Raw genomic sequence first — 14,178 nt, forward strand, 5'->3', positions numbered from 1 at the left:
GTCTGGCTGATAGGATCCTTGCGGTGAATGCGGTGAATGCGGTGAATACCGCGTCGTTGTACGCAGAGTAAAGAAGGAGATCACGCGTTGGGTGTTCTATCAATCACGGCCATGGTGCTTTATGGCGTTGTTATTTGTCTGGGAGCCGTAGTGGGCACTTGTACGCAAGGCGATGATGGGCGGTTTTACGCCTCAGTGCTGTATAGCATTCCTTTCGTGACAATCGCGCTGGTGGGCATCTTGTCTACCCAGTCTCACACAGCCCGCATCATGCATGTCGTGACGGCAGGCTTGATGTTCTCGGGTGTGATGTGGTTCTGGGGACCTTTGCTTTGGCAATCAACGTTGCAAGGCCATCATCTGTGTGGGGCTGAGTACAACGCAATGTTTATCGGTGAAGAGGGGATGGAGACACAGGTGTTGGGCAGGCTGATCCCGTTGATCCATTTGATGGTGTCTGGTGGGTTATTCTGGCTGGCGGTAAGGAAATTGAGGGCGAAAGCTATTTCTTGATAATCGAAAAGAAATGGGATTATCGAACAGAGAAGCCAGCCCTGAAATTTTGAACCATTTGGGGCTGACTTTTGTTTATTGATTAGCCGTACCACTTTTTCAAATAGATTGCGTTTAATTCTAATCGCGCAGCATGTTTTTCTCGTTATTTTCAGTTTGCTTCTTTTTATATGTCTATTTTTATAGGCTTCGTGTGTTATGCCTCCAACAAAAAACTCTTAAAGTGACTCGCCACGGCAGAGGCTTTTGTTGGTGGGTGGTAGTACACGTTTAAGCTCCAAATACTGGTTTCATAGTCTTCCAATACGCGCTCTAAGCGGTGTTCGGCCAAGGCCGGTTCCACAATGAAGGCCGGTAAATACGCAATGCCCGCCCCTTGAATCGCGCTTTGCAATAATAGGTCACTGTCATTGATTTCCAGTGATTTCGGCACTTTTATCATCTGCGTTTCGCCGTTTTTTTCAAAAATCCAATCGTTACTGCCCGTTAATGTGGTGGCAAACAAACATTGATGTTGAGCGAGGTCGGTCGGCACCTCCGGGGCTGAACGGCGGTATAAATACGCAGGGGAGGCGACGGGAATAAATGGGCTTTGCATTAGTTCTCTGCGTACCAGATGGAGATCTTTCTCTTGATAGCCTTGATAACATGCATTGGCACTGATGATTAAATCCGCCTCACTGCTGTGGTCGAGCGCCCAGGGGGTGACATTCACGTTAAAGGTAACGTGAGGGTGCTCTATCAAATAGGTGCTGATCTTCGCCATCAAATAGTGATTGGCAAATACTGGCGTGCAGGCAATGTTAAGGTGGCCTTTGTTGTGATCTTGAAAGTCTTGCAGGTTTCGACACAGTTGCTCTGCGCTATCAACCATAGGGGAGAAGTCATCCATCAGTTTCTGGCCAGCGGGAGTCGCCGTTAAACGGCGGTTGGTACGACGGCATAAGGTTAACCCGAATGACTGCTCTAAATCTTGTAACCAACGGCTGCCTGCCGACACGGAAATATTGAATCGGCGCGCCGCCGCAGAAATAGACCCAGTGCGGATGACATAAACGAAAAAAGCCATTTTATCGAGCATAACAACGTCCTCGGGAAAGCGTGTGGTTCAAAAAAAGAGAGACACAGAAAAAATAAAGACCGGTAGAAAATGAAAAAGCAGGCTTATCGAAAGATAAACCTGCTTTTTTACCGTTTAAGACAACTTACGCATTCGCCTTAACAGGTTCTGGTTGTTTTTCTGGGAGATGTTTACCCAGTTTCTTCGCCATGGTTTCTTCCATCTTCTCAAGGCTGACACCTTTCGTTTCAGGTACATACTTAACCACAACAAACATACAAAGTAGTGACAGTACCGCGAACACCCAGAAGCTAAAGGCACCGTTGAAATTCTCTTTCAGGTAGGCGTTTTCATTCAGCATTGGGAATAGCTGAGTGACTAAGAAGCCAGTGAACCACTGTGCGCCGACCGCGATAGCCATGGCACGTGAACGGATGCTGTTCGGGAAGATTTCAGAAATCATTGTCCAGCATGCACAACCCCATGATGTTGCGTAAGAAACCACATACAAGCAAAGAGCAAATAGCGCCGCGTAACCTTGAGTTTGGGTGTAAAGCACATAACCAACGATGGTCATACCCAATGCACAGCCCAATGTACCCCATTTCATCAGTGGTAAGCGGCCGACTTTATCAATCAGGTACATACCCAAGCCGTTACCGGCGATGAAGACGATACCCACGAAGGTAGTTTGGAACAGGGCGTTTTCAGTACTGCCTGTGATTGGCTTAAGAATTTCGGGGGTGTAGTACATGATGACGTTGATACCCGTTAACTGCTGGGCTGCCGCGACAAAGGTACCGATAACAAGGATAGCGAATAGCAGGGGAGAGCGTAGGCTAATTTTGCTCTTACCATTAGACGCGCGAGCATCAACGAGAGAGTCTTGAATGTCTTTGATGACGCGGTCTGCGTGTTCAGGGTTAGAGATTTGCGACAGGGTGTCTTTGGCTTTGTCGATCTGACCTTTCAGTACCAACCAACGTGGTGACTCAGGGATAAGGAAAAGTAAGCCAGCAAAGAGTGCCGCAGGGATCACTTCAGAACCCAGCATCCAACGCCATCCCATGTCCACTAACCATTCTTCTGACATGCCTTTAGCAATCAAGTAGTTAACATAGAACACACCGGTTTGTCCGATAACGGCTGATTGCTGGAACATACTCACAGCACGGCCGCGGAAGTCTTTCGGGGCGACTTCAGACATATACATCGGGGAAACCACACACGCCAAACCAACGGCCACACCACCGACAATACGTAAAATAGTATAGAAGGTAAACGTGTCGGCAAGGGCTGAGCCGATAGCGGAAATCATAAAGAGGATGGCCGCAATAAAGAGGGTGTTGCGGCGACCATATTTCAACGCCGACCAACCGGCGCTTACAGCACCAAGAATACTGCCGAGTACCACACTGGATACTGCCCAACCTGTCTGGGCAGGGCTTAGATTAAAGTGATCACGAATGGGACCAATGGCGCCGGATATTACTGCCGTATCATAACCTAATAAAATACCGCCTAATGCCGCAATACAACAAATCCTAATAATGTATGCGAAATTATATTTACGGGACGCAGCCGCTGTGGTGGATGACATGTTCTACTCCTTGATGAGATCCCCGTCTCTTGCTCAACCATCGAATAAGTTTGAGTTGGGTAGCTGTCCGATACGCCTATTACTGTAGGGTATAGGTGTCGGTTATTAGTTGTTCGCCAATATTTATATATGTCATATTTTTCTTTGAAAATATTTTTTCATTTGGCGATGTATGCATCATATGTCTTAGAGGGCGTTTCGGCTACGGTTTAAATGCCCATTTGTTCAAAAATGTTAGCTCAATCAACTTTTGATAAATATTTATCACTGTCTTAATTTATCACAAGCTATTGTTTTAGTTAGATTAAATATAAGTGTGATCTTGCTCAAGAAACCCTTGGAGACCRCGTATTTACTGGGTTTTTTCCATTCCAATGCAGTTTGTTGCAATGGATTTCATTGGGTGAAAAATATTTTTCAAAGTGATTTTTTCGGGTATAGTGATTTCCAGTGAAGCGAAGGATGAAGATTAAAAAATACATCGTGTTAATGTCACAAAAGCATAGCAAGGTGGTTGATTAAATTTCATCGCCCTAATACGGAAAAATTATTTCAATTCGATGGAGAATAAAAAAATGAGCAATGTGAAATATGGTATCAGCCCACTAACTTGGACTAACGATGACATGCCAGAACTTGGCGGTGATATTCCATTGGAAACATGTTTGAGCGAAATGGCTGAAGCCGGTTTTACAGGGACTGAGCTAGGGACTAAATACCCACGTCAACCAGAAGTATTGATTCCGCTACTTGAAAAGCACGGTCTTGTTCTGGCATCGGGCTGGTACAGCGGCAACCTAATGACGCTAACGGCGGAAGAAGAAATCGCAGCAATGCAAGATCACATCAAACTCCTAAAAGCAGCAGGTTGTTCTGCAATGGTGTTTGGTGAAGTGAGCAACACGGTTCACGGCGACATCACTAAGCCATTGTCTTCTCGTGTAATCCTGACAATGGATGAGTGGAAAATGTACTGTGGCAAGCTAACCACAGTGGCAGATTACCTACTGAATGAGCACGGCATTAAGCTGTCTTTCCACCACCACGTTGGCACCATCGTAGAAACAGAAGACGATATCAACTTGTTGATGGAGCTAACCGGCGACGCGGTTCACCTAACACTGGATACAGGCCACATCACTTACGGTGGTGGTAACCCAGTGACCATGATCAAGCGTTGGGGTCATCGCATCGGTCACATGCACTTTAAAGACCTACGTCTAGACGTAATGAAAGCAGCACGTGACGCAGACAAGTCTTTCCTAAACGCAGTGCTTGATGGTGTATTCACCGTTCCTGGTACAGGCGATGTGGACTACGACGATGTATTCGCAGCACTGAAAGAGCGCGGTTACAAAGGGTGGTTACTTGTAGAAGCTGAGCAGGACCCAGCGAAAGCGAATCCACTGGCTTATGCAAAAACTGCGTATGCAAACATCACAGGTTACGCAGAAAAATACGGCCTATAAGCACTACGTTCTGTCTGTGGGGAGTGTAACCACTCCCCATTAACTGGCTAAATCTCAGCATGGATTAATTGATTGCCAGGGCGGGGATGCCACATTTTTCGGGTATCGAAATCGAGGAAGACAATGAATACTGTACGCCTGACTGTTGCTGAAGCGTTTGCAAAGTACCTTGCAGCACAAATGATTGAAATTGATGGAAAGAAAGAACAACTCTTTGGTGCCGCCTTCGGTATTTTTGGCCATGGTAATGTGACCTGTTTTGGTCAGCAGCTAAAAAATATTGAAGACAAAATCCCGACGTGGCGTGGTCAGAATGAACAGTCGATGGCAACCGCTGCCATTGCCTACGCCAAGGCCAATAAACGCCAGCGTATTGGTATTGCGACCAGCTCGATTGGCCCAGGCGCAACAAACATGGTGACCGCCGCGGGTATTGCCCATACCAACCGCTTGCCATTGCTTCTTATCTCGGGTGACGCGTACGTCAGCCGTCTACCAGACCCTGTCTTACAGCAGCCGGAAAACTTTGAAGATCCGTCTGTGACCTGTAACGACACCTTTAAGCCATTAACACGCTACTGGGATCGCATTATTTCTCCTACGCAGTTGATGCACACCTTACCGCAAGCATTGGATACCATGCTTGATCCGGCGACTTGTGGCCCCGTTTTCATCGGCTTACCACAAGATATTCAAGGTGTGGCTTACGACTACCCAGAAGTGTTCTTTGCTGAAAAATTACATCGCATTCGCCGTCCAGAGCCTGAAATGGTGGTGCTGGAAGAAGCGAAAGCCATCCTAGAAAAAGCAGAACGTCCACTTATCATTTCCGGTGGTGGTGTGCACTACTCACTGGCGACTGATGAACTAGCGGCATTTGCAGCAAAACACAATATCCCAGTGGTTGAGACCATTGCTGGTCGCGCCACCATGCTGCAAGACAACCCATTGAATGCCGGCCCTATCGGGGTGACGGGTTCAGATTCTGCCAACTACATGGCAGCCCATGCGGATGTCGTGGTGGCTATCGGTACACGTTTGCAAGATTTCACTACCGGTTCTTGGACTGTCTTTAAGAACCCAGACATGAAATTGATCAGCATTAACGTCGCGAAATTCGATGCCGTTAAGCACATGTCTTACCCCGTACTGGGTGATGCACGCACCTGTATGACCAAGCTATCTGGTTTGCTCGGTGACTGGTGTGCAGCGCAAGAATGGGCTGACACCGCGAAAGTCCAAGCAGACGAGTGGAAAGCACTGGTTCAACGCCGCACTCACCCACAAGAAGGTGACTTGCTACCGGGTACGTCTTCTTACGCGGAAGTGATTGGTAAGTTGAACGTCTCTATGCAGCCGGGTGACACCGTACTGACTGCAGCGGGCGGTCTACCCGCAGAGCTTGCGATGAACTGGCAGAACTACCAAATCGGTAAGTTCGATATCGAGTTCGGCTTCTCTTGCATGGGTTATGAAATCGCCGGTGGTTGGGGAGCGAAAATCGCTAACCCAGACAACGATGTGGTTGTGCTAGTGGGTGACGGATCTTACATGATTCAAAACTCAGACATTTATTCGTCTGTGTTGACGGGCCACAAGATGATTGTGGTGGTGTGTGATAACGGTGGTTTCGCGGTGATTAATAAGCTGCAAAACAATACCGGTAACGAGTCATTCAACAACCTATTAGCAGACTGCCGCCGCCCAGCGGGTGAGGTTGCCCGAGTTGACTTCGCCAAGCATGCAGAAGCTCAAGGTGCGATCAGTGAAAAGCTGACGTCTATTAATGAGTTTGATGCTGCCTTTGCCCGTGCAAAAGAAGCGGACCGCACGTACGTGATTGTGGTGGACATTGACCCAGTATCGCCAATGGCATGGTCGAAGTGCGATTGCTGGTGGGAGGTTGGTCTACCAGAAGTAACGCGCAACGAAGAGACCGCTGCCAAAGTGGCTGACTGGGAAGAAGGCCGCGTGCACCAGCGCCGTGGGGTTTAATTCTTACGCCATCGACGCACGATGAACCGCTTAAAAATATAACGATTTCATTTTCCAATAATCAATGCAGGTATGTCGGTACATCCTACTTACGTCATCCCACCGGGGTACCTGCCAAGGAGCAAAGCTATGTTTAATGAAGAACGCCATTTTGATCAACCAATCCGCTGGGCAATGGTCGGCGGTGGCCGTGGCAGCCAAATTGGTTATTCACACCGTAATGCGGCACAGCGCGACGGGCTATTCAAGTTAGTGGCCGGTGCCTTTGATCTTGATGCCGATCGTTGCCGTGACTTTGGTACCAACCTAGGCCTTGCGGGCGACCGTTGCTACGCCAGTTACAAAGAGATGTTTGCAGCAGAAGCGCAGCGTGAAGACGGTATTCAAGCGGTTTCAATCGCCACACCCAACTCGACCCACTACGAAATCTGTAAAGCGGCATTAGAAGCCAAGCTGCATGTCGTGTGTGAAAAGCCAATCACGTTTACCACTGAAGAAGCAGAAGAGCTGAAAGTGATTGCGGCGCAAAACAATCGTGTTATCGGTGTGATGTACGGTTACTCCGGTTTCCCAATGGTACAGCAGGCACGTGAAATGGTGCAGCGCGGTGACTTGGGTGACATTCGCGTTATCAACATGCAGTTTGCTCACGGCTTCCACAACGAAGAATACGAAAAGAATGATCCAGGCCTAAAGTGGCGTGTTAGCCCACAAGTATCTGGTCCAACTTACGTGTTGGGTGACATCGGTACCCACGCTTTCTACTTATGCGAAGTGATGACAGGCCTAGAAGTTGACCGTCTATCTTGCATGCGTCAAAGCTTCATCAAATCCCGTACGCCGCTAGAAGATAACGCGCACGTCATGATGGAATTCAAAGGCGGTGCAGTGGGTACGCTGTGGGCATCGGCTGTGAATGCGGGCTCTATGCACCAGCAGAAAATTCGCATCGTGGGTTCAAAAGCGTCTATCGAATGGTGGGATGAGCAGCCTAACCAATTGCGTTACGAAGTGCAGGGCGAAGCATCACGCATTCTAGAGCGTGGCATGGGTTACCTACACCAAGATGCGGCAGGCGTTGCGGCAAACCGCGTTGGTGGTGGCCACGCAGAAGGTTACTTCGAGTCTTGGGCTAACCTGTATCACCGTTTCGCATTGGCATTTGATGCGGCAAACCGTGATGACCAAGAAGCACTCGCAGGCATTTGGTTCCCTGGCATTGATGCCGGTATCGAAGGCGTCCGTTTGTGTGAGAAATGTGTTGAATCTGCTGACCAAAACGCAGCATGGGTAGAGTACAAGTAATAGGGCCTTACTATGACAAAGATTGCACTTCAGCAAGATCGCAAGCTGGATGCCATCGTGTTAGGTCGCGCGGGCGTAGATCTTTACGCCCGTGAATCCAACACGGACATGGCAGATATCACTGGATTCAACAAATTCGTCGGCGGTTCGGCAGCCAATATTGCCGTCGCTATCAACAGACTGGGCGCTAACGTCGGGTTTATTGGTTGTGTTGCTGATGATGCATTCGGGGGTTACGTAAAAAGTTACATGTCAGGCCAAGGGATCAACCTGGATGGCATGATGACAGACAATTCAGGTTCCCGCACCTCTGTGGCCTTCACAGAGATGAAGCCAAGCAAATGTACTGTCTTGATTTACCGTAACAACGCCTCAGACCTGACGCTCAAGCCTGAGCAGGTGAGTGCAGAATACATTGCCAGCAGTAAAGTACTGGTGGTAACTGGCACGGCGCTATCAGAAAGCCCAAGCCGCGAAGCGACATTGATTGCCATGGAACACGCCCGCCGCAGCAATACATTGGTGGTGCTGGATGTGGACTACCGTCCGTACTCATGGCGCACCGATGTGGATGCTTCTATTTATTACGGCATTGCTGCTGGGCTATCAGACATCGTGATCGGTAACCGTGAAGAATTCGACATGATGGAAACCGTGCTTGCCCCAGGTAACACGGATGATGATGCCACAGCCGCGCGTTTCCTACGGGCTAACACGCAAGTGGTGGTCGTGAAAGCGGGTGAGCTGGGCTCAAAAGTCTACTGCCGTGACGGCCATAAGTTTGAACAAGGTATTTTCCGCGTAGAGGCCCAAAAGCCGTTCGGTTCGGGTGACTCTTTCGCTGGCGGATTGATTTGGACATTGGTCAATGGAGGGGAGCTGGAAGCCGGTGTTAAACACGGTACTGCCGCCGCTGCGATCAATGTGAGTGGTAACAGCTGCACAGAAGCGATGCCAACCAAAGAACAGTTATTTGACTTTATTGAGACCAGAGAGCAAAGCCTGTAATTCCCCCTGCTTGATAACGGCAGACAAGGACAACAGGCGGTTAGGTCCAGCCGGGCCAGTATGAAACGATAAATACGTTTAGTTGTGACATACATACCATCGAGGCCCGGCTTTTTTATTCTCAGCACTTGCACCAGAAGCTCAACACCAAGCCGCACCATTGAGAGGCTTACTAAGAACGCTCACAAAGAGCAGTCACCAAACAACAGACATTCATTCAACTATTTACGCGCTAACCTGACGACTGATGACAGATGATTCATGCAAAGACAGGCAGGGCAGTGAGGAGAAAGTAACATGGGTAAGCATATCCCACCTTTTGATAATAAAAACCAACCGATTGTCGATGTGAATGATGACGTCACACCGCTGTGTTATTTCAACCAAGTTTGCCTTGCACAAGGCGACACGCACCAACACCACGTTGAAGGCTATGAGTCTGTGATCGTACTGGCGGGTGGGACATGTTCTATCAAAGTCAGCAACGGCGACACGGTGGCAGTGTTTGACAATATCGGCCAGCGTAAATCGGTGTGGGAAGGGAATCCGGAGTCCGTGTATGTTCCGCTGGGTTATACCGCTGAAATCGAATGTGTGAGTGATAAGGCTGACATTATGATCGCTGGCGGCAAGTTTGAAACGGCGCTTGAACCGTTCTGCTCTCGCCAAGACGAAGTGGATATTGTTCAGTACGGCTCTGACGAGACCAAAACCCACCGTAAAATTAAGCACGTATTGGGTCAGGCGAATGCTGACAAACGTGGTCGCTTGCTAGTGAGTGAGTTGTTCACCGTGGGCGCGGGTGGTTGGTCTGGTTTCCCGCCGCACAAACACGATGAAGATCGTGTGAAAGAAGATGGCAGCAAAGAAACCCTGTACGAAGAAGTGTATCAGTTCCGCTTTAACCCAGACTTCGGTTTTGGTGCGCAATTCCTGTATGAGCATGAAGATGATTTCGGTCCGGTTTATCACGTACGCACAGGCTCAGTGATTGCGATTGATAAAGGCTATCACCCAAGCGTGGCAGCACCGGGTTATGAAATGTATTACTTCACCATCATTGTGGGGAAAACGTCGAAGTCATTGATTCAACACTTTGACCCGCACCATGAGTACCAGGTGAACACCATTCCAGGCATCAAGGATATGATTGCCAAATTCAAATAAGGAAGCCCGTCATGCTTGTAAACTTAAATGATTTATTGCCTCAGGCTGCAGCATCAAATTATTCAGTGCCTTGCTTTAATGTGTTTGGTTTTGAAGATGCCAAAGCCGTGGTTGAAGCGGCTGAGGAAGTCGGTAAGCCGGTGATTCTGGCCTGTAACAAAGACGTTGTGGATTTCTATGGCGTTGAAACGGCGGCGGCGATGTTCCTGAATTTGGCGCATAACAGCACGGCCCCCGTGTGTTTACACTTGGATCACACCTACGAAGAAGAAATTGTTTTTCGTGCGCTGAAAGCCGGTTTCAGCTCGGTGATGTTTGATGGTTCACAGTTGCCATTGGAAGAAAACATTGCTCGCACACGTAAAGTGGCGGATGTCGCGCACGCGCTGGGTGCGTCAGTGGAAGGGGAGATTGGTTCGGTACCTTATGACGAAGGCCGTGATCACATTAAAACCATTTACACCTCACCGGAAGATGCGGCACGCTTTGCCAATGAAAGCGGTGCAGATTGTGTTGCGATTTCAGTGGGCAACGTACACCGCCTAACGGAACCAACGTGCACCATTGATTTTGGCCTGTTGGATCGCATTGCCAACGAAGTGTCGATTCCTCTTGTGATCCACGGCAGCAGTGGGATCCGCGATGAAGACATGATTAAGCTAAAGCAGAGTCGCGTGTCTAAATTCAATATTGGTACCTGTTTGCGACAGGCGCTTGGTCATAACTTACGCGATTATATGAACCAGGAACCACATAAATTTGACCGTATTTACTTCATGCAAAAGGCAATGCCTTATGTGAAGCAAGAAGCGATTCGCAACTTACTGTTATTGTCATAGAATACACGCCCCTTACGTGTTACTAGTGAGGGGCATTGTATTGTTATTATTACTTTTAAGCGGGAGAGCGGCCATTTATGGAAGTTGAAGAGCAAGTCCCTGTGGATCTGGATACGTTACGTGAACTGATCGTGAAGCGTTACGATAGCCTGAGCCACCGACTTCAACAAGTTGCCGATTTTGTGATGGCACAACCGATGCTGGTGGCGGTAGAAACAATGGCGACCATTGCGGAACAAGCCAATGTACCGCTGTCTACATTAAGTCGCTTTGCCAATACCATGGGGTATGCGGGCTACAGTTCGATGCAGGCTCTTTTCCGTGATCAATACCTTAATCGCCCCCGTGATTATAAAGAGCGTGTGAAAAAAGCGCGCGCTAGCGAACAAGTGAGCCAAGACTCGCCAACCGCTATTTTCCATGATTTTGGTCAAGCCAATATCGAGGCGATAGAAGAACTGCAAATGTCAGTGTCGCCGCAAAAACTTGAACGTGCTGTTGCGCTGCTCAATGATGCCGACACCATTTATATTCAAGGCATGCGCCGTGCTTATCCGGTCGCGTTTTACTTGTGTTATGCGCTCATGAAGTCAGACAACAATGTGGTATTGCTGGATGATCATGGTGGCATGTTAAGACCCATGACGCGACGTATGAGCAATAAAGATGTATTGCTGACCATTACTTACAGTCCGTATGCACCGGAAACCAGTGAATTGATTGATGCCGCTTATGCGAAAGGGGTGCCGGTGGTGGCCATCACGGATAATCAAATGATGGATCAAGGCAATAAAATGGAAGTGTGCTTTGAAGTGAAGGAAGGGGACGTCATGGGCTTCCGCTCATTAAGTAGTTCCATGTATTTGGCACAAACGTTAGCCGTCAGCTTAATGTGCCAAGACATTAAATAACCGTTTTAATAACGATAAAACGTTTTATTAAGATAAGAGCCTAGCTAGCAGAAATAAATAAAAGCCACCGAGGACATGAATAACACCCTGTTATTTGTCCTTGGTGATTGTCTGTTACTTGCCGCGCTATGACTTTAATCTATTTATATTTTCATATATAGATGCCATTAACGTGGCATCTATTCCCCCTCTGTTTGATGACATACAATGTCACTAAGGATGTATGATGCGTTTTGCCTTGCATGGAATGTGTTCACTCTACAGTAATATTCTTTCTGATGTCCGACTCGCCAAAGAAACGGGTTATGAGGGGCTGGAAATACATACCGACAAATTATGGCGTTATTTAGACGCGGGTTTAACCGCGAAAATGTTGAAAGACCGTCTACAAGACGCCGGTGTACAAGCGTCAGCGATTGATATTATTGGTGGTGTAGAAGCCGCCACCAAAGACGATCAACAACGTGTCTTTGCTCAAGCGGAAACCCTATGCCGCGTTGCCAAAGAAATTGGTGCACCGACAATCCAGCTTAATGCGTTTGAAGGGCTGAACGGACTTTCCGTTGAAGACAATATTCGTCTGACTGCCGACAATATCCGTAACATTGCAGACATTGGCCGTGAGTACGGTATTCGTTTCCAATATGAAGGGGCGGCGTGGACACCGATTGCTAGCCTTGACGACTATTTGCGCCTACATGATGCCGTTGGTCGCGATAACTTTGGTTTTGTATTGGATACCTGGCACCTGTGGGCGTGTCGCGGTGCGACGCCTGAGCAAGTGGCGAAGATCGAGAAAGAACGCATCTACAACGTACACTTTTCTGACGGAAAACGCCCTGCGGTTGGGGAAGCGTGGCCAAATGAACGCGCCCTACGTGGTTATTTATTAGGCGAAGGGGATATTCCGTTGCATGAGTGGGCTAGCGCAATTGTGGAAACAGGATATGATGGTTTTTGTTCAGGTGAGTTTTTGAATGATCAGCTGTGGGAACAGGATCATTATTCGCTGGCTGAGCAGATGCTTCAAGGAATGAGGGCATTGATTAAGTAGGGACGAATCAGCCATATAGCCGGGGTATTTAAGGTCAATTAGATCGCTTAGGTCTCTGGGTATAGTTATTGGACACATGAAGTGGATACATCATTTGGAGGCCTTGTGCCTCCTACTTGCACAAGGAGCGTTTTACCATGCAATTAGAACGCCGTGCTGACTTAATTCTTATCGGGACAACGCTGTTAGCCGCAGCAGGTTGGGTTTTCTCGAAAGAGGCCATTCAAGGCTTGCCGCCTTTTGGTTTCATAGGCTTACGATTTGTCATGGCCTCCCTTTTCCTTTTACCGTTTTGTATTGGCCACTTTCGTGACGTAGCAAGAGTGGATATTGGCAAAGCCATGAGCGTCGGCTTACTGCTAGGAACCGCATTGCTGATGTGGATCTATGCCATGTCGACCACGAGTACATTGGGCGAAGGGGCATTCATTATGAGTCTGTCCATGCTGTTTGTCCCGTTAGTGGCGTGGCCGTTATATAAAATCAAACCGCCTCGTGTGTTTTGGCTTGCTTTGCCGGTCGCTTTTTCTGGGTTGGCCATGCTGTCTTTGGGTGGGGCAGTACAGTGGCAGTTTTCACCGAGTCAGGGGTGGTTTTTGGCCGCCGCAGCCATGCTTGCCATTCACTTTAATGTGAACAGTCAGTTTGCCCGCCGTCTACCAACGTTATTGCTGACGGCATTGCAGCTCTTTGTCACAGGGTGTGTTGGCTTGCTGGCGTCACTGCTGTTTGAAACGTGGCCTGAAACCATCAGTATGGAAATCTGGGGTTGGTTTGCTTTGAGTATGTTGGTTGCGACCAGTATCCGTTATGTCATGCAAACTGCCGGTCAAAAACACAGTACGCCAGCCAATGCGGCGGTGATCATGATATTAGAACCGGTCTGGACGGTGGTGTTGAGCGTACTGTGGTATGCAGAGCAGATGCCCGCACACAAAGTCACTGGCTGTCTGATGATCTTGTCTGCGTTGTTTATTTACCGGGCTGGTCCGTTGTTGATGAGACGTTTTTACCGTCGATCTACTGCGGCATAATACGCGCGTATCATTCATTGTGGCGTATCAAACTCAACCGTATTTATGGCTTGTTATTCAGCGATAAATACGGTTATCTCTTTTCTCTTTTTGCATTAAAAATCTCACATCAAACTTTATTACGAATGGCATGCTATTCAATGTGCTAATAGTGATGGCAGTAAATGACTTTACGTCGTTATTTTTATTTTAAATTATGTGTATTTAATGGTTGGTAGTGTGA

At 48.1% G+C, this 14,178-nt stretch carries 12 protein-coding genes; 10 read left to right on the plus strand and 2 right to left on the minus strand.

From position 1 onward, the window contains the following. The first annotated feature begins 150 nt into the window (after nucleotides 1–150). Nucleotides 151–513 (plus strand): hypothetical protein, encoded by a 363-nt coding sequence (locus tag L4C36_RS20445; protein ID WP_428479645.1) that lies wholly within the window; start codon nucleotides 151–153, stop codon nucleotides 511–513. Between the two features lie 196 nt (nucleotides 514–709). On the opposite strand, the gene L4C36_RS20450 is transcribed toward L4C36_RS20445, so the two are convergent. After that, nucleotides 710–1,594: a LysR family transcriptional regulator gene (locus L4C36_RS20450; protein WP_428479646.1), complete on the minus strand. Its 885-nt coding sequence runs from the start codon at nucleotides 1,592–1,594 to the stop codon at nucleotides 710–712. Nucleotides 1,595–1,718: 124 nt separating this feature from the next. After that, the gene (locus L4C36_RS20455; protein ID WP_428479647.1) at nucleotides 1,719–3,173 is read right to left on the minus strand and encodes a sugar porter family MFS transporter; all 1,455 of its coding nucleotides are present in this window, start codon (nucleotides 3,171–3,173) and stop codon (nucleotides 1,719–1,721) included. Between the two features lie 575 nt (nucleotides 3,174–3,748). Between L4C36_RS20455 and iolE the strand changes: the two genes are divergently transcribed. From iolE to L4C36_RS20500, 9 genes are all read left to right on the plus strand, one after another. After that, nucleotides 3,749–4,642: a myo-inosose-2 dehydratase gene (gene iolE / locus L4C36_RS20460; RefSeq protein ID WP_428479648.1), complete on the plus strand. Its 894-nt coding sequence runs from the start codon at nucleotides 3,749–3,751 to the stop codon at nucleotides 4,640–4,642. Between the two features lie 123 nt (nucleotides 4,643–4,765). After that, nucleotides 4,766–6,637, plus strand: coding sequence for a 3D-(3,5/4)-trihydroxycyclohexane-1,2-dione acylhydrolase (decyclizing) (gene iolD / locus L4C36_RS20465; protein ID WP_428479649.1), 1,872 nt, complete (start codon nucleotides 4,766–4,768; stop codon nucleotides 6,635–6,637). A gap of 129 nt (nucleotides 6,638–6,766) precedes the next feature. Further along, the gene (locus L4C36_RS20470; protein ID WP_428479650.1) at nucleotides 6,767–7,942 is read left to right on the plus strand and encodes a Gfo/Idh/MocA family protein; all 1,176 of its coding nucleotides are present in this window, start codon (nucleotides 6,767–6,769) and stop codon (nucleotides 7,940–7,942) included. 12 nt (nucleotides 7,943–7,954) lie between these two features. Further along, nucleotides 7,955–8,950 (plus strand): 5-dehydro-2-deoxygluconokinase, encoded by a 996-nt coding sequence (gene iolC / locus L4C36_RS20475; protein ID WP_428479651.1) that lies wholly within the window; start codon nucleotides 7,955–7,957, stop codon nucleotides 8,948–8,950. A 297-nt stretch (nucleotides 8,951–9,247) separates the two neighbouring features. After that, the gene (locus tag L4C36_RS20480; protein ID WP_428479652.1) at nucleotides 9,248–10,117 is read left to right on the plus strand and encodes a 5-deoxy-glucuronate isomerase; all 870 of its coding nucleotides are present in this window, start codon (nucleotides 9,248–9,250) and stop codon (nucleotides 10,115–10,117) included. 11 nt (nucleotides 10,118–10,128) lie between these two features. Then, nucleotides 10,129–10,956, plus strand: coding sequence for a class II fructose-bisphosphate aldolase (locus L4C36_RS20485; RefSeq protein WP_428479653.1), 828 nt, complete (start codon nucleotides 10,129–10,131; stop codon nucleotides 10,954–10,956). 77 nt (nucleotides 10,957–11,033) lie between these two features. Then, complete coding sequence (locus L4C36_RS20490; RefSeq protein WP_428479654.1) at nucleotides 11,034–11,867, plus strand: MurR/RpiR family transcriptional regulator; 834 nt, start codon at nucleotides 11,034–11,036, stop codon at nucleotides 11,865–11,867. A gap of 226 nt (nucleotides 11,868–12,093) precedes the next feature. Further along, entirely contained in the window at nucleotides 12,094–12,921 is an 828-nt protein-coding gene (locus tag L4C36_RS20495; RefSeq protein ID WP_428479657.1) for a sugar phosphate isomerase/epimerase family protein, read from the plus strand. A 137-nt stretch (nucleotides 12,922–13,058) separates the two neighbouring features. Continuing rightward, on the plus strand, nucleotides 13,059–13,955 hold the full coding sequence (locus L4C36_RS20500; protein ID WP_428479655.1) for a DMT family transporter: 897 nt from the start codon (nucleotides 13,059–13,061) through the stop codon (nucleotides 13,953–13,955). The last annotated feature ends 223 nt before the right edge of the window (nucleotides 13,956–14,178 follow it).

This window comes from Photobacterium japonica (assembly GCF_050337005.1).
Classification (GTDB): Bacteria; Pseudomonadota; Gammaproteobacteria; order Enterobacterales; family Vibrionaceae; genus Photobacterium; species Photobacterium japonica.